Annotated in this window: 17 protein-coding genes, 1 tRNA gene, 2 pseudogenes and 1 riboswitch; of the genes and pseudogenes, 10 read left to right on the top strand and 10 right to left on the bottom strand. The window is 48.4% G+C overall.

All coding sequences use genetic code 11. From position 1 onward, the window contains the following. Positions 1-131: 131 nt before the first annotated feature. Together cysK and skT53_RS08365 are read right to left on the bottom strand one after the other, a co-directional pair. Positions 132-958 (bottom strand): annotated as a pseudogene (gene cysK / locus skT53_RS08370) (cysteine synthase A); the annotation flags it as partial. A 58-nt stretch (positions 959-1016) separates the two neighbouring features. Then, positions 1017-1952 (bottom strand): transposase, encoded by a 936-nt coding sequence (locus tag skT53_RS08365; protein WP_200760045.1) that lies wholly within the window; start codon positions 1950-1952, stop codon positions 1017-1019. 351 nt (positions 1953-2303) lie between these two features. Here skT53_RS08365 and skT53_RS08360 point away from each other — a divergent pair. After that, positions 2304-2380, top strand: a tRNA-Ile gene (locus skT53_RS08360). 276 nt (positions 2381-2656) lie between these two features. On the opposite strand, the gene skT53_RS19150 is transcribed toward skT53_RS08360, so the two are convergent. Then, complete coding sequence (locus skT53_RS19150) at positions 2657-2767, bottom strand: alpha-hydroxy-acid oxidizing protein (protein WP_264176005.1); 111 nt, start codon at positions 2765-2767, stop codon at positions 2657-2659. A gap of 445 nt (positions 2768-3212) precedes the next feature. On the opposite strand from skT53_RS19150, the gene skT53_RS08350 reads away from it, so the two are divergent. From skT53_RS08350 to skT53_RS08340, 3 genes are read left to right on the top strand one after another with little or no spacing between them, the layout of a single operon-like run. After that, a complete protein-coding gene (locus skT53_RS08350; protein ID WP_200760636.1) occupies positions 3213-5357 on the top strand; it encodes a hydantoinase/oxoprolinase family protein in 2145 nt (714 codons plus the stop codon). A 51-nt stretch (positions 5358-5408) separates the two neighbouring features. Continuing rightward, complete coding sequence (locus skT53_RS08345; RefSeq protein ID WP_200760635.1) at positions 5409-7682, top strand: hydantoinase B/oxoprolinase family protein; 2274 nt, start codon at positions 5409-5411, stop codon at positions 7680-7682. A gap of 28 nt (positions 7683-7710) precedes the next feature. After that, entirely contained in the window at positions 7711-8208 is a 498-nt protein-coding gene (locus skT53_RS08340; RefSeq protein ID WP_200760634.1) for an acetone carboxylase subunit gamma, read from the top strand. Between the two features lie 53 nt (positions 8209-8261). Here skT53_RS08340 and skT53_RS08335 read toward each other — a convergent pair whose 3' ends face one another. The 4 genes and pseudogenes from skT53_RS08335 to skT53_RS08320 all read right to left on the bottom strand — a co-directional run bounded on the left by skT53_RS08335 (position 8262) and on the right by skT53_RS08320 (position 12673). Then, positions 8262-10190 carry a sigma-54-dependent Fis family transcriptional regulator gene (locus skT53_RS08335; RefSeq protein ID WP_200760633.1) on the bottom strand — a complete coding sequence of 643 codons (1929 nt, stop codon included), beginning with the start codon at positions 10188-10190 and terminating at the stop codon, positions 8262-8264. 141 nt (positions 10191-10331) lie between these two features. Then, positions 10332-10835: pseudogene (locus skT53_RS08330) on the bottom strand (IS110 family transposase); the annotation flags it as partial. A gap of 187 nt (positions 10836-11022) precedes the next feature. Continuing rightward, positions 11023-12387: a PFL family protein gene (locus tag skT53_RS08325; RefSeq protein WP_200760632.1), complete on the bottom strand. Its 1365-nt coding sequence runs from the start codon at positions 12385-12387 to the stop codon at positions 11023-11025. Positions 12388-12397: 10 nt separating this feature from the next. Continuing rightward, complete coding sequence (locus tag skT53_RS08320) at positions 12398-12673, bottom strand: ACT domain-containing protein (RefSeq protein ID WP_200760631.1); 276 nt, start codon at positions 12671-12673, stop codon at positions 12398-12400. Positions 12674-12780: 107 nt separating this feature from the next. Then, a riboswitch (glycine riboswitch) is annotated at positions 12781-12866 on the bottom strand. 106 nt (positions 12867-12972) lie between these two features. On the opposite strand from skT53_RS08320, the gene skT53_RS08315 reads away from it, so the two are divergent. Both skT53_RS08315 and skT53_RS08310 read left to right on the top strand, forming a co-directional pair. Beyond that, entirely contained in the window at positions 12973-13785 is an 813-nt protein-coding gene (locus skT53_RS08315) for a proline dehydrogenase family protein (RefSeq protein ID WP_226375381.1), read from the top strand. Continuing rightward, a complete protein-coding gene (locus tag skT53_RS08310; protein ID WP_200760629.1) occupies positions 13766-15220 on the top strand; it encodes an L-glutamate gamma-semialdehyde dehydrogenase in 1455 nt (484 codons plus the stop codon). Before skT53_RS08315 ends, skT53_RS08310 begins: the two co-directional genes overlap by 20 nt. On the opposite strand, the gene skT53_RS08305 is transcribed toward skT53_RS08310, so the two are convergent. After that, the gene (locus skT53_RS08305) at positions 15186-16100 is read right to left on the bottom strand and encodes a DUF2334 domain-containing protein (protein ID WP_200760628.1); all 915 of its coding nucleotides are present in this window, start codon (positions 16098-16100) and stop codon (positions 15186-15188) included. The genes skT53_RS08310 and skT53_RS08305 overlap by 35 nt on opposite strands. 284 nt (positions 16101-16384) lie before the next feature. Between skT53_RS08305 and skT53_RS08300 the strand changes: the two genes are divergently transcribed. The 4 genes from skT53_RS08300 to skT53_RS08285 all read left to right on the top strand — a co-directional run bounded on the left by skT53_RS08300 (position 16385) and on the right by skT53_RS08285 (position 19207). After that, the gene (locus skT53_RS08300) at positions 16385-16825 is read left to right on the top strand and encodes a MerR family transcriptional regulator (protein ID WP_200760627.1); all 441 of its coding nucleotides are present in this window, start codon (positions 16385-16387) and stop codon (positions 16823-16825) included. Positions 16826-16827: 2 nt separating this feature from the next. Further along, on the top strand, positions 16828-17994 hold the full coding sequence (locus skT53_RS08295) for an MFS transporter (RefSeq protein ID WP_200760626.1): 1167 nt from the start codon (positions 16828-16830) through the stop codon (positions 17992-17994). Between the two features lie 81 nt (positions 17995-18075). Next, complete coding sequence (locus skT53_RS08290) at positions 18076-18960, top strand: PhzF family phenazine biosynthesis protein (protein WP_200760625.1); 885 nt, start codon at positions 18076-18078, stop codon at positions 18958-18960. 13 nt (positions 18961-18973) lie between these two features. Then, entirely contained in the window at positions 18974-19207 is a 234-nt protein-coding gene (locus tag skT53_RS08285) for a hypothetical protein (RefSeq protein WP_200760624.1), read from the top strand. 15 nt (positions 19208-19222) lie between these two features. Here the strand turns inward: skT53_RS08285 and cbpB are convergent, their stop codons facing one another. Further along, a complete protein-coding gene (gene cbpB / locus skT53_RS08280; RefSeq protein ID WP_200760623.1) occupies positions 19223-19666 on the bottom strand; it encodes a cyclic-di-AMP-binding protein CbpB in 444 nt (147 codons plus the stop codon). Continuing rightward, a complete protein-coding gene (locus skT53_RS08275) occupies positions 19663-20409 on the bottom strand; it encodes a DUF1189 domain-containing protein (protein WP_200760622.1) in 747 nt (248 codons plus the stop codon). The genes cbpB and skT53_RS08275 overlap by 4 nt, the downstream gene beginning before the upstream one ends. Between the last annotated feature and the right edge of the window lie 49 nt (positions 20410-20458).

The raw sequence follows: 20458 nt of genomic DNA, 5'->3' as shown, positions 1-20458 counted from the left end.
ACTAAAGATCAATACGTAGTCGGAATGTGCGAATTCGATTTGATAGATTTATTACAACTTTTTCCCTGAATTATTTTGGACGATCATAGAAAAAAATTAGGAGGAGTCGCTCCTAATTTTCGCAACAAAGATTAGTCTTCCTGAAAGAGAGGTGTAGACAGATAACGCTCTTCTGTATCAGGCAGTACCACAACGATTGTTTTCCCCTTGTTTTCGGGTCGTTTGGCGACTTGAGTAGCGGCAAATGCGGCAGCACCAGAAGAAATTCCTACCAGTAACCCTTCCATCTTAGCCAACTTACGTGCAGTTTCAAATGCTTCTTCATTTTTTACTGTCACGATGTCATCAACAATTGACTTGTTGAAGATATCTGGTACAAAACCGGGGCCAATTCCTTGAGTCCTATGCGGGCCAGGCTTACCTCCCGAAAGAACTGCTGAATCAAAAGGTTCAGCAGCAATAATTTGCACTGAAGATTTTTTCTGTTTCAAGATTTCACCCACTCCGGTAACCGTTCCGCCGGTGCCCACACCTGCAATGAAGATATCCACTTCACCGTCAGTGTCCCGCCAAATTTCTTCTGCAGTGGTCTTCCGGTGAATTTCTGGGTTAGCCGGGTTTTTAAATTGTTGCGGGATAAATGAGTTTGGTGTTCGGGTGGCTAGTTCTTCCGCTTTTCGAATAGCACCGTTCATTCATTCTGAGCCTGGTGCTAAAACCAATTCCGCTCCGAGGGCCTTTAGAAGTTTTCTTCGCTCCACGCTTAAGGTGTCTGGAAGTGATATAATCAGCTTGTATCCCAACGCTGCGCATGCAAAAGCGAGTCCAATTCCCGTATTGCCGTTGGTAGGCTCAATAATAACCGAATCCTTATTATTCAGGCCTTTGTTCTCGGCGTCTTTTATCATGGCATAACCGATGGGTCTTTAACACTTCCTGCAGGGTTAAAGTATTTCAGAGCTTGTTGAATAATTAATTGGCACGTTTCATTCGATATTTTTCCTGATTCGAGTTTATTATCGGTTCCAAGGAGCTTTCGCACTGGTTGTTCCGGTAGACTTGTCTACCAGCCGATCACAAAGGTAAGCAAAAAGCACCCACATGACATGCCGTCGATACCGCTTTTGTCCAAATAGTCGTGGGTTTTCGAGGTGATATTGTACCTTTAGGGTCGAAAAGAACCTTTCTGCTGCCGATCTCTTGCGCAACATCCGTTTGCCAAGCCCAGTCTTCACATATCGGATATTTTGTTGTCGATATGGATCTTTGATATTCTCCAGTGACTTCGCTCTTCGGGGGTTCACCTCTGTCGCCAGATGAACACCCGTTTCATTGGCAGCCTGGAACAAACGTTTGTCGTCGTATGCTCCATCGGCCAAAATCATGAAGATATCGAGTTGCACAACTTTTTTAAGTAGGTGCGGGAGTTGATTGTCGTAGACATTGGCAGTGGTTAGATCCCATGCCAACGGAATCCTGTCTTCCGAAATAATGGCATGGAGTTTGTAGCCAATGTACCAACCTAATCGGGTTCCCTTCCCTTTACGAGCTTCTGAATCAAAGCGGGAAGCACGCAAAGAGGTACTGTCCCAAAAACAGATACGGGTTTTTGGTTGCAAGACAATCAGAGCAACTTGATAAATGTCTTCATATAGGGTGTCTTCCAGTTCTTGTGCCCGAATACACAGCGTGGAGTAGTCAGGCACAGATGTCAATCCAATTAGAGCCTGGGCAATTGGATCATGTTGCAAACGCCATTCAAGTTCTCGGAAACCATGAATTCGCTGAAACGCTTGATAAACAAAACATTTTAGGATTTGTACATCCGAATAAAGCTTGGGACGACCCCTTCGGGGGCTGACTTCCTCCTGAAATTGTTCGAGCAAATGATCAATTCGGGAAAATAACTGTAACAAAGGATTTTCTTTGGTGATGTTCAGTGCTAGAATCAAACTAGATCCGCCTTTCTTGGTGATGTTTGGTCGCACTTACATCTTACCAACAAATGGCGGATTTTTGTTGTTCATTTCAAGACAAGGATTTATTCAACAAGCTCTATTTCAGTTTAGCGATGATTTTCGCTTCAAGATGATTGCACCTGTTATAGTTGGAAAGCTCTAGTAAAGGTGTATTACCGATCAATTCTGTTAAGTTTTTTTGCGATGTTTGGCAACTGATTAAAGTGTAGATGTTTCCAGAAAAAACATTTGCAATATCGGGGGAATCCTGATATATTAATCTTTGTCGTTTACTAACACTAGGCCATTCGTGGCCGCCGGAACATCAAACGACGCATGTCCTAAGGGCCTATAGCTCAGCTGGCTAGAGCGCACGACTGATAATCGTGAGGTCAGTGGTTCGAGTCCACTTAGGCCCACCATGTAACTTACACCGGATAATAAAATAGTTGCTAATTAGAGGAGAAGTCGAGTTACATACGGACTTCTCCTTTTTAGTTTTATTTTCCAGGAACTTTGGACACTTGTTCTAGTTATTTGATTTGGAAGTAATGATCATAAAGAAGTAATAAGCATAAATCGGGAGACAGGAGGGAGGAAAGGAATTTTTATGATCTTCAAACTTTAATGATCAAAGAAGAGTCAACGTCTCGAATGCGGCTTCGACCGGATATAGCAAGCTCCAGGCGCAATCGCTTTCAAAATATCTGCGCCTCTGCGAATCCACTATCTACAAGCAAGGGAACCTTACGGTTTACCGCTTCAAAAATCGAGGGAAGCGCATCCAAAGTGGCAATTGCACCGTCCAATTGCTTCCCGCCGTGGTTCGATACAATAATTCCTTTTGTCTCGTGTGTATGGTATGGGGCCTAAACACTTTCAGATTTGGGGAGGTACTCCATTTTCGATGCTCCAAAAATTCAGTTACAGCAAGGCTTTGAAGTTATGAAATTGATTCGACAGTAAGAAATTATAAATTTTCCCGAGGGGAGGTCTCTTGTCATTCAAGGGACTTCCCCTTCGTTTCGATTCATTTGTTTTGCTTGTATCGGTACAGTTGTACTGAATCGCTACAATCGGACAAAAATCGATGATATACAAGTCTGTGCTTCCGCTGAAGATCCCTGGGCCGGTTGCTGAAAACTTAAAAATGAAAAACGAACAAGTAGTTGGCATTGTTTTTGCTTGTTGTATCGATTAGCAGGAGCAATTCCTGCAATACAATCAAAGCGTCGAAGGGAGAGGATTTAGCACATGGCAGGCGTAAAAGCACAAATTCTTGCAATTGATGCCGGTGGCACCATGACGGACACCTTCATCATTAACGACAGAGGGGAGTTTGTGGTTGGCAAGGCGCAATCGACGCCGGATGATGAATCGGTGGGCCTTTTGAATTCGGCACGTGACGCTCTTTCCTACTGGGATACCACGGTCGAACAGGCTTTTTCCCAATTAGTGGCCGGCGTCTATTCCGGGACGGCAATGCTAAACCGATTGGTTTCCCGAAAAGGAAGACGGGTGGGACTGATTGTCAACAAAGGAATGGAGGACTTTCACCGAATGGGAAGAGCGATTCAGGCTTATCTCGGATACTCGTATTCCGACCGCCTGCATTTGAACACCCACCGGTATGATCCTCCTCTAGTTCCGCAGGAGTTGACAAGGGGGGTAACGGAAAGGGTCGATCTGTTTGGCAACGTTGTAATCCCCCTTTACCAACATGAAGTGGAGCAAGCGGTTGTTGACCTTCTGGATCAGAACGTGGAAGCGATTGTGATCAGCTTTCTCCATTCCTACAAGTACCCTGCTCATGAAAGAAGAGTACGGGACATGGCAAAGGAAATCATGAAAAAACACGACAAAGAAGTACCGATTTTTGCCTCGGTAGATTATTATCCACTTCGCAAAGAATCTCATCGCACCAATACGACCATTATTGAGGCTTATGCAGCGGATCCTTCCCGCAAAACGCTTTCGACTATCGACATGCGGATCAAGGAAAAAGGAGCCAGGTTTGATTTGCGGGTGATGGCAAGCCATGGTGGAACGATCAGTTATCAGGCAAATGAGTTGGCACGAACTTTGGTTTCCGGACCGATCGGGGGAGTAGTGGGGGCAAAATATTTAGGTGAACATCTGAATATTAAGAATATTGCATGTTCAGATATCGGCGGTACCAGTTTTGACATGGCTTTGATTACACAGGGAGATTTAAGCATTAATACCAGTCCAGATATGGCACGTCTAGTTCTGTCCTTGCCGTTGGTGGCGATGGATACGGTCGGAGCTGGGGCAGGCAGTTTTGTACGGATTGATCCGAATTTCAAATCGATTACCCTCGGGCCTGACAGTGCCGGATATCGCGTTGGTGTGTGCAACCCGGCAGGCGGAATTGAAACCGTCACTGTATCGGACTGCCATGTTGTGCTTGGTTTGATCAATCCCGACAATTTTCTTGGTGGAGAAATCAAACTTTATCCGGAGCGTGCTTATCAGGCAATCAAAGAACAAATTGCGGATCCGTTGGGTTTGTCAGTGGAAGATGCTGCCTATGGGGTGATCGATCTACTCGAATCCCAACTGCGTAATTATTTGGAATCAATGATTCTCGGCAAGGGATACTCTCCGTCCCAGTACGTCTGTTTTTCCTACGGCGGAGGGGGACCGCTGCATACGGCCGGTTACACCAAAGGACTTGGGTTCGAGGATATCCTGGTGCCGGCATGGGCAGCCGGATTTTCCGCTTTTGGGTGTGGAGCTGCTGACTTCGAATACCGCTATGACAAGACTCTTGATCTGAATGTCAATAACGGAGCTGACTATCAGGAAAAGACATCGGCCGGTAGTGAGCTGCAGCAGGCATGGCAAGAATTGATGGGCAAAGTGGCAGATGAATTTGAGAAGAACAATTTCTCGCGAGAACAGGTGGAATTCCGTTTTTATTTCCGCATGCAGTATCAGGGCCAACTCAACGATTTGGAAATCGAATCCCCAATCAGTGAAATTCGAACGGAGAACGATTGGGAGAAATTGGTTGACTCTTTTGAGGATATGTATGCACGTGTGTATGCAAAAGCCGCTCGCTCCCCTGAACTTGGATATTCGGTTACAGGCGCCATCGTTCGGGGAATTGTGGAAGTTCCGAAACCCAAAATTCCAGAAGAGCTCCTGTCGGGTGAGACACCGCCGGAAAATGCCTTTCTGGGAACCCGGAATGTGTACTGGAAGGGAGAGTGGGTTAAGGCTGACATTTGGGAAATGGAATCCTTAAAGGCAGGGAATCGCATTCAGGGATTTGCGATTCTGGAATCACCGGCAACAACTTTTGTCATTCCGCCGGGTTACGAGACATATCTTGACCAACACCGTATCTTCCACCTGAAGGAACCTGGCAAGTAATGCTGTAAATCGATGGATCGGTTTTTCACAAATTTTAGGGAGGGATTGCATTTGGCGATTCGGGAAAAAGATTTGGGGATTCAAGCACGCCGCACAATCGGTTGGAATGGAAAAACGCTCAAACAAATGAGGGAAGAAATTGATCGGTTAAGCCGTGAATCAGGACATTACGCGGGATTGAAGCAATTGCCGTTTAAAGAATCCGAACCCATCCGCTATGAAAAAATGTTTGCCAAGCTGCGGGGAGGAGTAGTGCATGCCCGGGAGACCGCCAAGCGGGTAGCGGCGTCCCCGATTGTTGAACAGGAAGGGGAGCTCTGTTTCACTCTTTACACACCGGAAGCGGATTCAATCGTCACTTCTACCGGGATCATTATCCATGTCGGTACGATGGGGGCCGCTATCAAATACATGATTAAAAATGACTATGAAGAGAATCCCGGCATCGAACCAGGGGATATTTTCTGCAACAACGATTGCCAGATTGGTAATGTGCATCCTTGTGACGTCCACACGATCGTTCCGATTTTTTGGGGAGATGAACTGGTTGGCTGGGTAGGAGGTGTGACCCATGTAATTGATGTGGGCGCAACCGCTCCCGGAAGCATGACAGTAGGGCCTGTCACCCGCTATGATGACGGCTATCAAGTGGCCTGCAGAAAAATCGGAAAAAACGACACTCTACTGCGCGATTGGCTGATCGAAAGCCAGCGATCCATCCGCACCACCAAATACTGGCTGCTGGATGAACGTACACGTGTGGCAGGCTGCCATATGATTCGTGATTTGGTGCTGCAGATTATTGAAGAGGAAGGCATCGACGCATACAAACTGTTTATGCGGGAAGTCATCGAGGATGGGAGGAGGGGGTTCATCAATCAAGTCAAGTCGATGACCATCCCAGGTAAATACCGTGGCGTTTCCTTTGTCGACGTTCCTTACAAAGATCTTGACGTGCCGCCTTATGCGCGAGTCAATACAATCATGCACGCTCCTTCCCAAATGACCATCCACAAAGACGGGAAGTTTGAAATTGATTTTGAAGGGGTTAACCGCTGGGGATGGCACAGTTACAATGCCACACCGGTTTCGATTACCAGCGGTATTTGGGTCATGCTGTCCCAAACACTGATCCCGAACGACCGGGTAAATGACGGGGCTTACTATGCCAGCCAATTCGGGCTTCCGTACGGATCCTGGCTCAATCCTGACGATATTCGAACCGCTCACAGCTATGCGTGGCACTTCCTGGTCTCAGCCTGGAGTCCGTTGTGGAGATCGTTGAGCCGAACTTATTTTGCCCGCGGTTATCTGGAAGAAGTAAACGCGGGGAACGCTAACACAAGCAATTGGCTACAGGGTGGGGGTTATAACCAATTCAATGAAAATCATGCCGTCAACAGCTTCGAATCGGCTGCCGAGGGAGTCGGCGCAAGCGCTGTCAAGGACGGGATCGATCATGCTGCAGCGGTTTGGAACCCGGAAGGCGACATGGGAGATATGGAAATATGGGAGTTGGCCGAACCGTTGTTGTATCTGGGGCGTAAAATCAAGCCCAACACAGGAGGCGCAGGAAAATATCGGGGAGGAAACGGCTATGAGACACTGAGGATGGTGTGGGGAGCGAAAGACTGGACCATGTTCTTTATGGGGAATGGCTACATGAGTAGTGACTGCGGTTTGATGGGAGGTTATCCTGCTGCTTCCGGATACCGATTTGAAGCACACGGCACCAACATCCGGCAATTGATCGAAAAGCAACTTCCGCTTCCGTTAGGAGGAGATCCGGATCCCGGCGATCCGCAGTATGAAAAACTTATTGAAGCGCAAGAAATCAATCGGGATAAGCAGGCAATCACTACAGAACAAATTTTTGAGAATTACGATTTGTATCTCAACTATCTACGAGGGGGTCCCGGATTCGGTGATCCGCTGGAGCGGAAGGCAAAGGCAATTGAAACGGATCTGAATGACGGCCATCTGCTGCCCAAATATGCGGAAACGGTGTATGGAGCTGTCATTGAGCAGGATGAAAAGGGACGTTGGACCGTTGACGAGGAAAAAACGGAACAACGACGCGCCGGGATCAGAGAGGAACGGATCAAACGGGGAAAACCAGCACAGGAATGGATCAAGGAAGAACGGCAGAAGATTCTCAACAAGGATGCGGCAATCCAGGTCCGCCACATGTATGCGAGCAGCTTTGCCTTGAGCGAAAAGTTTATCAATGAGTTCCGCCAATTCTGGAACTTGCCGCAAGACTGGGTCATTAGGGAAAGCGAATTGGGCATCCCGATTTTCGGCGCCCAAAATCAAATTCAATAAAATGTGATTGGCGAAAGGAGGATGACTCATGTCTAAATATGACAAACAAACGATTGAAGAACTGATTGACGGTACGATTGACTTTTTCAAACTGAAGGAAATGCTTTCAAGTTTTAAAGACCCGGAAAGGTTTGAGACATATCTTGGCATCCTGCAGGAGAGAGTGCCGTGGGATGACCGGATTCTGCTCCCAGTCGGTCTGCACCTGTATATTGTTCAAAAGAACAGTGGAGAACGGATTGTGAAGTGTGATTGCGGCCATGAATTCTGTGACTGCCGAGATAATTGGAAATTGCACGCATTAATCTATGTAAGGGATACCGAACAGAAACTGGAAGAGTTATATCCGAAGCTATTGGCTCCGGATCCGGAATGGCAGGTGATTCGGGAATATTACTGTCCGACCTGCGGCACGCAGTTGGAAGTAGAAAACGTAACCCCGTGGTATCCGATTATTCACGATTTCGAACCGGACATTGACGCTTTTTATGAAGAATGGTTGGGGCGTCCCGTTCCGCAGCGATAACGAGAAGACACGGTAAAGAAGATGCATAAGGGTAGGGGGCTGTGAAAGGCACCCTACCTTATGTTGTATTTTTCCATTTTTCGGTACAATGTGGTTCTGGCAATTTTGCAGCGTCTTGCGACTTCGGACAAGTTGCCGTTCGTTTCGTGAATCAGCTGCATCAGCAATTTTTTTTCTTCCAATTCCAAGGGTGATTCTTTTTTATTGTTCAGGGTTGTTGTCAGGGCGTGGGGAAGGTCCGACATTTGAATTTGTTCTCCTTGTAAAAATAATACGGCATGTTCGATCACGTTTTGTAATTCTCTGATGTTTCCCGGCCAATGATATTCCCGGAAAAACGACAGCACCGCATAATCGATCCCTCTTACCAGTTTGCCGTATTTGTCGGTAAACTTCCTGATGAAGTGGTCGCATAAAAGCAGTATGTCATCCGCTCGTTCCCTGAGAGGTGGCAGCCGCAGTTCCACAACATTAAGCCGGTAAAAAAGATCGGAGCGAAACTTGCCCTCTTCCATCAGATTCTCCAAACTTTGATTGGTAGCCGCGATGATGCGAACATCAACCGGAATCGACTTTGAAGAACCAAGGCGGATTATTTCCTTTTCCTGTAGCACGCGCAGAAGGAAAACTTGCAGATCCTGAGGCATTTCTCCGATTTCATCCAAAAATAATGTTCCGCCGTTGGCCTCTTCAAATTTGCCCGCTTTTCCTTTCGGATTTCCTCCGGTGAATGTGCCTGCTTCATAACCGAACAGTTCGCTGGCCATCAACTCCTTGGGAATGGCGCCGCAGTTGACAGCCAGAAAAGGAGAGCGGTGGCGCGGGCTGGCAAGGTGAATCGCACGGGCGAATCTTTCTTTGCCTGTTCCACTTTCTCCGGTCAGCAAAACCGGTACGTTGGTGGGGGCCACCAGTTGGCTCTTATATACAATGTTTTTGAACTGATTGGACTGTCCAATGATCTCTGACCAATGGTTGTGTACCATCTGGGACCCGGATCCATGCCATTCGGATTTTTTCAGATTTAGCAGAAAGCCAATCCTTTCGCTGTCTGAAACAATCGGGTGAATGGCGATTTTTACCCGCCAGAAAGGCAAATAAATTTCTGCCACATCATTGATTCCGTTTAATAGAGCCGATTTCAGGTCCTCCACGCCGGGAAGTGACCAAAATTGTTGACAATCGATCGTGTTGAACAGGGACAATGCTGCAGAAGTGGAATTCACAATTTGCAAGGCGGCATCCAAAACGATTACCAGGTCGGTTTTCCATTGTTCCTTCGCTCGCGTAAAGCAAGCCTGCAAATAATCACTTTTTTTACGTGAAATTTCGCTGAAAAGCTGCTGGATCGTAAGTGAGGTCAGGACTGTGATTCCCAATGTGTGAGGCTGGGCCAGTTCTGACGGGCCGGTAAGATCAATCACTCCCAAAAGTTGTCCTGTCAAAGGATCTTTAATCGGTGCAGATGAACAAACCCAGGGATGGCATCCCTCACAAAAATGTTCAAAAGAAAAAATTTGAATCGGCTGCTGAATCGCAATACAAGTTCCAATGGCATTGGTACCGGCTGTTTGCTCGCTCCAATCCGCTCCGGGTACAAAGTTCATGTGTTCGGCTTTGGCCATTATAGTACGGTCGCCTTGCAAGTACATGATCTTTCCGTTGTTGTCACAGAGAGTCACTAAATGACCGGTGTCTTGGATCTGATCGCTCAAATGCTGCAGGACCGGCAGGGAAATTTGATAGAGGTGGGACTTTTTCACCCACTCGGTCATTTGTCTATCTGACATTGCAAGGGAGGTTTGTTTTTGTCTGGGGTCTATGCCGTACGATTGACAGCGCTTCCATGATTGATAAACGTTCATTCGCATTTGGTCAGGTTCGAGGCCATCGAGGATAAAGTGTGTCCACTTGGTTTCCAATTCTTGCATTTTTGACAGTAGTTCACTGGTTGAGCGGATGGCGATAAGCGGATTCCCCATACTATCCCTCCAGTGTTTAGAAAATTCAAATCATTCAATCTGAATTATAGCAAAATTGAGGAAATTATGAAAGCTTGTAGCATGTAAAGAGTTCAGCCGATTTTTCCGTTTTAGTGGGACAAGTTTCGCCTGATTTTTATCTTATGTGTGTTTCACCGGCCTTTCCGGCGTGTAGAGTTGGTTGTTACGTAGCAGCGCATCAACCATACGCACAAGTTTTCTTGCTGTCAGGGCGAGGGCCCGTTTATGTTGGTGTTTGTTGACTTCCCTGTATTTCTGCTGGTAATACGCTCGGTATTCCGGTAGATTGCGCTGTACCGAGTTGGCAGCCTCAATCAGGTAATAACGCAAATACCGATTTCCGGAGCGAATCATTTTCCTGGCATCTGCTTCAAATTTACCGGATTGGTGTTTACTCCAAGTCAAGCCCGCATATTTGGCGAGAGACGCTTGGTCTTTAAAACGGTGAATATCGCCAATTTCGGACAGGATGCCTGCCGCTAAAACCGGCCCAATCCCCGGAACACTTTGCAAAGTGTTTGGGATTCCGTCCAAAACGCGGGCAATCGATTGGTCGAGCTTCTTTAATTGGCTCTGCAAGCTTTTGATGGATTCAATCGATGCGGCGAGCACAATGTCAATTGATACGCATCTGGATTTCTTCGCATTTTACACTCATTCCCGACACCCCTTGCCAAAACGAATACGCCAGTCACATGGGCGGAGCCAAGCGCCGGAACGATATTAGAATGGACAAAGGGAAGCGTGAAACTGCTTGCCTGATTTTGTCATAGAAATCGAATAACCGGATTTTGATATGGAACTCGGACAGCTAATTCGTCAGCGATTGAATCGGTGCGGGAATGCGGCCGCCCCGTTTCGCGAACTGTTCGGAGGAAAAGGGGACCATCTGCATCACGGGAGCGCGTCCTAACAAACCGCCAAACTCTACCATATCGCCCGCTTTTGCACCGGCAACCGGAATGACGCGTACAGCTGTCGTTTTTTTGTTGATCATGCCGATCGCCATCTCATCGGCAATGAAACCGGCCAATGTTTCCGCTGTCGTGTCACCCGGCACCGCGATCATATCAAGGCCCACCGAGCACACGCAGGTCATCGCCTCCAGTTTGGCCAGACTTAACGCACCCGCTTCCACAGCTGCAATCATGCCGTTGTCCTCTGAAACGGGGATAAATGCGCCTGACAGACCGCCAGGATAAGAGGTAGCCATAGCCCCGCCTTTTTTGACTGCATCATTCAACAAAGCCAATGCGGCAGTAGTTCCGTGCGTACCGCATCGTTCCAATCCCATCGCCTCAAGGATTTGCGCCACACTGTCTCCCATTGCGTTGGTAGGAGCCAGAGACAGATCGACAATTCCGAAAGGCACACCCAATCGGCCAGCCGCCTTGCGCCCCACTAACTCCCCAACCCGTGTAATTTTGAAAGCGGTACGTTTCACCGTTTCCGCAATCGTGCCAAAATCTGCTCCCGGCTGCAACCGTTTCAACGCAGACAATACGACACCCGGTCCGCTCACGCCCACATTGATCACTGCGTCAGGTTCTCCGAAGCCGTGGAAAGCGCCCGCCATAAACGGATTGTCATCGACCGGGTTGCAAAAAACCACCAGTTTGGCCGCGCCAATTCCATTCTGATTCGCTGTTTTTTCAGCGATCCGTTTGATTGTTTGCCCCATTTGGTAGACCGCATCCATATTCACACCCGATTTGGTTGAGGCGACCGAAACGGAGGAGCACACACGATTCGTGACGGACAGCGCTTCCGGCAACGAGTCGATCAACCGTTCTGCCGATGGCGTCATTCCTTTATGTACAAGAGCGGAGAAACCGCCCAGAAAATCGACTTCCAGCTGTTCCGCCAGCTCGTCCAATTGCATGGCGATTTCGACATACCCCGCTTGCTCAAATCCAGGCAATGCATGGGCGATGGGCGTAACAGAAAGCCGTTTGTTCACGATCGGAAGCCCGATTTCCCGTTCAATTTCTCTGGCGACGGGGACCAATCGAGAAGCCAAGCGGAGGATTTTATCTCTTATCTTTTGTTTGGTGGCGGCAAGCGTATCTGCACGACAGTCATCCAAATGGATGCCCATCGTGACCGTTCGAATGTCCAAATGTTCCGTTTCCACCATCCGAATCGTTTCCAGTACTTCTTGTTCGGTATAGCTCATAGGGTCCTCCTTAAATCCGATGCATCGAGCGGAACAACTCTTCGCTCTGCACCGTAATTTTTACGCCAAGCGATTGTCCAACCTGATCCAGCTCCATTTGCAAGTCCTGGATCGATTTATCTGATGGCCGTAGATCGGCCACCAGGATCATTGTGAAAAATTCCCCGACAATCGTTTGTCTGATATCGAGAATATTGACCTGATTCATCGCCAACGTTTGCGTAACCGATGCAATAATGCCGATTCGGTCAATTCCGACTACCGTAATCAAAGCCCGTTTTTCCATGCTGTTCGCTCCTTTACTTTACCTGCATACACATATATCAAACGAAAAAAGACCATTCAGGCGAATGGTCCGAGAAGTCGCAGCGACATACCAAAAAAGCATCGTCGTTCGTCTCCTCTGTCCTTTTGCCTGAGAGTTTCGCGTTTCGCTTGCCCCTTCGGCGCCCTTGGCGGGTCTCTCCAGAGGTTCGTCCGGTGACGGTGCAGCCCGCCACGTTCATCCGATCCTGATATGAGTTTTATAGTAACAATTCGGTGCATGTTCGTCAATCGAATCGAACTGAGAAGGAAGGCATGAACATGGAATCTATTTTGCGAAACTTGCTGATTTTCTTATCAAAGAATCGGCTGGCAAAACGATTGGCTGAAAAATTCGGTTTACGCCTGGGTGCCGACCGATTTGTGGCGGGACTGACAATCGAGACCGCGATCGAAGCCGCTTTACGGCTGAATCGGTCAGGAATCGAAGCCACCCTTGACCATTTGGGGGAGTTTGTCCAAACGGAGCGGGAGGTCATACAATCTGCCAAATCTTGCATCGCGACAATGGAAGCGATCAAATCGGCCGGCGTACAATCCTATCTGTCTGTTAAGTTGACCCAGTTGGGACTCGATGTAGACCCGATTTTGTGTGAGCGGCTGATGCACCGAATTTTGCAGTGCGCACAGGAATTGAATGTGTTTGTCAGGATCGACATGGAAGATTACGCGCATAACCAGGCAACAATCGACCTGTTTAAACAATTGCTTATGAAATATGGGGAAACGATCGGGCTGGTTCTGCAAGCGTATTTGTATAAGACGCTAACGGATCTGTCCGGACTTACGCCATTCTCTCCCAACATCCGTTTTGTGAAAGGGGCTTACAAGGAATCAAAAAGCGTGGCGTTTGCAAACAAATCGGATGTCGACCGGAATCTGGTCAACCTGATCGAAACCTATTTGGCGAACGGAAACTATGCGGCGATTGGCAGAACGCCCGGCCAACCTTGCATTTGTTCTAAAATCGCTGTTTCGCAGGTAATACCGCTACGATTTGATGGCTCCACCATCTGTTTGATTTCCGTATCCACAATCCGAGGAGGGGATTTTGATGATCGAGTTTCGCAATGAGCCGTTGACCGATTTTTCTAAGACGGAAAACCGGCAGGCCATGCAGGCTGCGCTTGAAAAGGTAAAAAGTCAATTCGGCAGGGAGTATCTGCTGATCGTCGGCGGCGAGCAGATTTACACGCCGCAAAAAATAAAATCGATCAATCCGGGCAATCTGGAACAAATTGTCGGATACGTGTCGCAGGCAGATCAAACACTGGCGGACAAAGCGATGGCAGCCGCATGGCATCGGTTTGCCGACCGGCAGTTCACAGATCCTTGCGAACGGGCCGGGTATCTGTTCAAGGCGGCCGCTGCCATGCGCAGACGCAAATTTGAATTTGCCAACTGGATGATATACGAAGTCGGGAAGAACTGGGTCGAAGCAGACGCGGATGTGGCAGAAGCGATCGATTTTCTTGAATATTACGGACGCGAATCCATTCGGTTGCACGAAGCGAAGCAATTGGTGCCCTATGCTGGCGAAGACAACCGGTTGACATATATCCCGCTAGGCGTCGGCATCATCATCCCGCCGTGGAACTTTCCTTTGGCGATCCTGGTCGGCACGACGGTATCAGCCGTGGTGACAGGAAATACGGTTTTGTTGAAGCCAGCCTCACCCTCCCCGATTATCGCGGCAAAATTTGTGGGACTGATGGAGGAAATCGGCCTGCCTCCCGGTGTGATCAATTTGGTGCCCGGTTCCGGTCAGGAGATTGGCGATTTTTTGGTGGAACATCCGAAAACCCGCTTTATCTCATTTACAGGTTCGAAAGAAGTGGGGTTGCGGATTAACGAACGGGCAGCCAAAACGGCGCCGGGACAAATTTGGATCAAACGATTGGTGGCTGAAATGGGGGGCAAGGATGCGATAGTGGTGGACGAATCGGCAGACCCGATGGAGGCGGCAATCGGAATCGTCCAATCGGCGTTCGGCTTTCAGGGCCAGAAATGTTCCGCCGGTTCCCGGGCGATCGTTCATAAGAATCTTTACGAGACCGTTCTGGAAAAAGTGACAGAGCTGACAAATTCGCTGCAAATCGGACTGCCGGAAGAAAATTGCCCGGTTGGTCCTGTGATCGATGCACAGGTCTACCGCAAAATTCTCGGATACATTGAGATTGGCAAAACAGAGGGACGCCTGGTAACGGGCGGGGGAAAAGCGAACGGACCCGGCTATTATATCCAGCCGACGATTTTTGCCGATGTGAAAGAAAACGCACGGGTTATGAAAGAAGAAATATTCGGACCGGTCCTGGCGTTTTGCAAAGCGGACAGCTTTGAACATGCGGTCGCGATATTTAACAATACGGAATATGGATTGACAGGCTCCCTGTACAGCAATTCCCGGCCGCATTTAGAGTACGCCAGAAAACATATGCATTGCGGCAATCTCTATTTCAACTATCTGCTGTTATTTACGCAAGCCAAGGTTGTCTCAGAGCGGCTGTAAACGGAATCCAAGCGGTCGGCAGCACATCATACAGGTTTGTCCAGTAAAACCCCCGCTGCCGAAACCCGTGAACCAGTCGCTGCAAATTGGAAACCTGTCCCGTCCGATAGCGATATACGGGCAGACCGTCCCGCTGCAAAATTTTTCCGTCCGGACCGGTTACGGATTCCAAAAAAGGAAACTCTAAAAACGAATGATAAAACATGGAGGCGAACACGTGCCGATCCTCCAATTGCGCCAGTACCTGTTCGACCGTGTTCTGCTCATGAATATAAAACAGCGGGGTCGGAATGAAAACAGTTCCTTCTTTTGTCACATAAGGCCTGTTTTCCGCACGTCCGGCCGTGTCCGATTGATACAAAATACGGTGAAACCGTTGAAATGTCTGTTCCTGTTCCGGTGTTTGCCAATAGTGCGGCGTTTCCCAAAAATGCGGGTACAAGTCTGTTTTCCGGAAAGCGGCCAGACTTTTTTGGATGCGTTCTGCCGCATACGCAGCAGTGGCGGTGACAGGTGCGTCTTTGACGTTAAACTCAAAGCCGATTGCACTGTCCTGGTTATCGTCGGGCCGCTTTTCCTCCCCGTACTGATGCGTGTACCCGTGCATACCGAGCAGGGCGCCGCGCTGCTGGACAGACTTTATTAAGGACAGAAACGTACGGGTATAGGAATCCGGCTGACTGTCGTCGATCCCTTTTTCGTAGCGATTCCCATCAGAATCAATCTGTATCCAGCGGGGGATCAAAGCGATGTGGAAAGGGACTTTCTGGTCAGACAGATACTCCAAAACGGTGCGCAGTTTTCCCAAGCCTTCCAACGTACGGTAAGAACCGCCTGGTCCGATGTCCTCAAGCCGCAGCAAAGCGGGACGAAAAAGCATGAAAGAAGCCTCCTTTTTCGGGCTTCTCTACCATATGCAAACATCTCCCCGCTATGCTACAGCACATCTCCTTACCGTGCTGCAGTTTTTTCCTTGCCATGCTGCAGCGCGGACAGCTGTTGGAATCGATTCGAAAGGGAGGGCAGACAATCGATAGGGAATGAATAATGCATGATTTCCCGCAAAAAGACACAAATCTTTTTTTGGTTAAAAGTTAACGTTTACGTTAAGGGTAGTTAAGTCATATAATAACGTTGTACTGTCGTTTGGAGAGGGTGGTGAACGTGACATATTTCAAGATTGACGATGTGGCGAAAGAAACCGGGCTGACCAAGCGCACCATTCGCTATTACGAGGAAATTGGCCTCATCAATCCGCCGGAGCGAACTGACGGAGGAGTCAGGCTGTATACGCGCAGAGATATAGAACGTTTGCAAAAAATTAACGATGCCCGACAGGTACTCGGGTTCTCGCTGCAAGAGCTGCTTCAATTTCTGCAGTTGAACGAATCGATTCGGGATTACCGGGACAATAGACAAAAGCGGTACGACCGGAGTCAAATGGCGGAGTTGGAGAACATTGAGAAAACGCTGCAGCAGCAAATTACAATGATCGACCAAAAGATCTCGAAAATGGCTTTGTTTCGGGAAGAAGCGGCAGATCTTTTGGATCGGCTGCAAACGTTGCAGGCAGAGATCAAAAGGACATGGGAGACGGAGGAATAATTATGGGACAATCATCAATCGATGAAAAACAGGCATCACGTGCCATACTGACCACCTGTTTGGCGGCATTGTTCGGTTTTATGGGAATCGGCGTGGTCGATCCGATCCTGCCGGTAATCGCTGAGCAGATTGGTGCGACGCCCTGGCAGGTGGAAATGCTGTTTACCAGTTATATTTTCATGATGGCTATTATTATGATTCCTAGCGGAATTTTATCTGCGAAGTTTGGCAGCAAACGTTTCATGGTGTTAGGGCTTGGCTTGGTAACCCTATTCGCCTTGGCCTGCGCCCTTTCGTCCAGCATTACCCAACTGGCGGTCTTGCGGGCAGGCTGGGGAATGGGGAATGCAATGTTTTTTGCGACATCGATGTCGATTTTGATCGGCATGTCCACCAATCTGGAAAAATCGATGGGCTATTATGAGGCGGCTTTGGGTGTTGGCATGTCGGTTGGACCGCTGCTCGGCGGATTGTTGGGGTACTTCGGATGGCGTATGCCGTTTTTTGCAACAAGCGTATTCATGTTGATCGCCTTTCTGATGACGATCGCATATGTCAAAGAACCGAAAGAAACAGCCAAGCGGGATTACGGTATGAAAGATTTTATCGCCGCACTGAGCTACCGTCCGTTCTTGAATGTGGCCCTGACGGCGATGTTCTACTATTATTCGTTTTTTACCGTACTGGCCTATTCACCCATTTTCTTGAAACTTGGCGCAATCCAGTTAGGATTGATCTTCTTCGCTTGGGGGATTTGTTTAGGTTTCGGTTCCACCAAATTGGCGCATGGAATGATTAACCGTTACGGCGCCGCATCGGTTTCCCGTATCGGATTGGTGCTGATGGCGGTTGCGCTTTTGCTCATCCTGGTGATTCCATCCAATGTCTTTCGAATTGCTGTGATTATTGCGTCCGGATTGGCATCCGGCATCAACAATACCACGTTTTCTACGCTGGCGATTGAAGTGTCGAACGCACAGCGTAGCATTGCATCGGGTGCTTACAATTTCGTACGCTGGTTGGGAGCCGCGATCGCGCCAGTATTGGCGGGATTTGTCGAGCGTCTTTTTGGAACGGCCCCGTACGCCATCTCGCTCGTGTTAGTATTGATTGGCGTTATACTTTGCTCGATAGGAATTGCGCGTTCGTCCCATAGTTCCCACGCCTGAAATTTAGCGTTCTTACAGGCAGGATTTTTGCCGTTTACAATCGAATCTTTTGGAAATCCGGTAAAAAAAGGGGCCTATCCGATGCAACCGACATTTTCGATCGTGGACGTTTTTGCAAAAGAGAAATATGCGGGGAACCAGTTGGCCGTTTTTCGGGGTGCCGGTTCCCTCTCCGATAAAGAAATGCAAAAAATTGCAAAAGAGATGAATTATTCGGAGACTACGTTTCTATTGTCGGACGAACCGCAGGGCGGCGGGTATGACGTACGGATTTTTACGCCGGAGGAAGAAATCCCGTTTGCCGGTCATCCGACGTTGGGGACGGCGTTTGTCATCCAGCAGGAACTGATCAGGCAGCCGGTTGAAACGATTGTTCTGAATCTGAAAGTCGGACCGATTCCCGTAACGTTTCAGTATCAGAACGATTTTCCGGATATGATGTGGATGAAACAGAACCCGCCAGTCTTTGGAAAAACGTTTGACAGGGAACAGATAGCCGATCTGTTGCAACTTGCATCTGATGAGATTGATGACCGATTTCCCGTACAGGAAGTGTCAACCGGGTTACCCGCGATTCTCGTCCCTCTTAAAAATCTGCATGCGGTGAAACGCAGCCGGGTGGATCGAACCAAATATTTTGAACTGGTCAATACGACCGAAGCAAAAGCGATCCTCGTATTCAGCCCGGAAACATACGAGCCTGACACGCATCTGAATGCCCGCGTGTATGTCGATTGTCTCGGCATTCCGGAAGATCCGGCGACCGGCAGTGCAAACGGGAATTTGGCCGGTTACCTGGTCAAATATCGTTATTTTGCTGAAGATCGTATCGATATCCGTGTGGAACAAGGGTATGAGATCGGTCGTCCCTCTCTCCTCCACTTACAGGCGGCGGAAAGCCAATCGGAAATTGAGATTTCGGTTGGCGGGAATGTCGTTATGGTGGCTAGAGGCGAGTGGGCATAAAGGAGAGGTTAGCATGCAAAAATCCTTACACACAGTGAAAAAATGTCCTCATTGCGGCAGTGGACCCAACGAACGGGAATGGATGTCCTGGTGTTCGAAGTGCAGCGTAACGGTCTGCTCTCGCTGTGTCCATCAGGTTCACCATTGTAAAGATGGGTATGCGTTTGGCATACCGGGTCGCGGCACCCGCTATTTTTCCACCGTTTGTTTGCACGAAAAATGCGAAGACGCAAATCCCCGCACGTAGCGGGGATTTGCGTCTTCATCCATTGCGAAAATGACGATAGAGCAATGCCAGAATCGACCGGCGGGTAAGAATTCCGGAAAATCGGCCCTGTTCGTTCTCCATGCAGATAAACGGATTGTTAATCGACAGCTCCAACGCCCGGAAAAAACTTTCTGTTTCCTTCAGGCGCGGGACTTTGCGATTCATCACGTCCTCCACTTTGCGTCCTTCCAATTTTTCATATTCAGGCCCTTTGACCCCCAGCATCGAGTTGAAAATCATGTTACTTGTAATCAGGCCATGAATGCGATCCTGCAAATCAAGCACCGGAATCGCGGAATAGCCGGAATGGGTCAGTACCAAAAGGGCATGTTCCAGCGAATTCCCCAATAGAACGTTGGCAACGTCGCGGGCCGGAATGATCAGTTGCTTGATTTCCTGTTCCAGTAAAAGTTTATTCAGTACGTCGATCGTGATCACCCCGCAGTGCGTTGTTTAAAACTGTTTAACCCATGATGAATGTAGGTGAATATGGCCACCCAGTAGGCAAGCGTCAAATAACCGGATTGCAGAAACGAGTTGAGAAACTCGATCAGCGAGGCGGGGATCATGGCGAATGCGGCAATTAACCAGGCTTCACGGAACGAAAGACGGATTTTTTGCAGCCCGCCAAACAGATAGGAAATTAACGAAAACAACGTGATCGCCAAAAAATTCCCAATCAGTTGGAACAATACCCAAACCAGCATTCCCATTATAAAAAACGGCTTCAGCAAAGGGGTGATCTGAATCACATCCTGCTTGTTGAAAGGCGGCAGCATGAGCTGCTTGTATGTATACGATTGCTGTACTCCCTGGCTTACCGTGTACAAAGTCGTTTTGCCAAAAATCAGGCCGTTTGCCGTATGGCGGATCGACTGTTCCGGCGGTGTTGCCGATGTGTCCACTATGACACGGTATCCATTTTTGTCTGTAAGCAGGACGGGAGAGGTTTCCTGCATTTGCAGTTCGTTTCCGTTGTATGAGAAATTGGGCATTTTGGCGGGAAAATCCGTTTCCACAAATGACAGAATAGGACGTGCTGCGTTCGCCATCAGGGACACATGAATGGCTGCGAGCAGGGTGAAAAAAACTGTCAACGACAAGAGCGACCGCCACAATTTTTGCTGCGTCAACCGTTGATAGGCGGACGGCCTGCATATGCTGTTCCAGATCGTTCGCAAATGATTCCCTCCTATAATGCTATTGTAGCCATCCCGATCCAATTCGTAC

It is taken from the genome of Effusibacillus dendaii (assembly GCF_015097055.1).
In the GTDB taxonomy this organism is placed as follows: domain Bacteria; phylum Bacillota; class Bacilli; order Tumebacillales; family Effusibacillaceae; genus Effusibacillus; species Effusibacillus dendaii.
The sequence above is the reverse complement of the archived record's forward strand: the minus strand, read 5'-3'. Positions and strand labels throughout refer to the sequence as shown.

Coding starts and splice junctions, on each gene's coding strand:
- skT53_RS08350 (WP_200760636.1), top strand. CDS start 3,213: ATGGCAGGCGTAAAAGCACAAATTCTTGCAATTGATGCCGGTGGCACC.
- skT53_RS08340 (WP_200760634.1), top strand. CDS start 7,711: ATGTCTAAATATGACAAACAAACGATTGAAGAACTGATTGACGGTACG.
- skT53_RS08335 (WP_200760633.1), bottom strand. CDS start 10,190: ATGGGGAATCCGCTTATCGCCATCCGCTCAACCAGTGAACTACTGTCA.
- skT53_RS08325 (WP_200760632.1), bottom strand. CDS start 12,387: ATGAGCTATACCGAACAAGAAGTACTGGAAACGATTCGGATGGTGGAA.
- skT53_RS08320 (WP_200760631.1), bottom strand. CDS start 12,673: ATGGAAAAACGGGCTTTGATTACGGTAGTCGGAATTGACCGAATCGGC.
- skT53_RS08315 (WP_226375381.1), top strand. CDS start 12,973: ATGGAATCTATTTTGCGAAACTTGCTGATTTTCTTATCAAAGAATCGG.
- skT53_RS08310 (WP_200760629.1), top strand. CDS start 13,766: ATGATCGAGTTTCGCAATGAGCCGTTGACCGATTTTTCTAAGACGGAA.
- skT53_RS08305 (WP_200760628.1), bottom strand. CDS start 16,100: ATGCTTTTTCGTCCCGCTTTGCTGCGGCTTGAGGACATCGGACCAGGC.
- skT53_RS08295 (WP_200760626.1), top strand. CDS start 16,828: ATGGGACAATCATCAATCGATGAAAAACAGGCATCACGTGCCATACTG.
- skT53_RS08290 (WP_200760625.1), top strand. CDS start 18,076: ATGCAACCGACATTTTCGATCGTGGACGTTTTTGCAAAAGAGAAATAT.
- skT53_RS08285 (WP_200760624.1), top strand. CDS start 18,974: ATGCAAAAATCCTTACACACAGTGAAAAAATGTCCTCATTGCGGCAGT.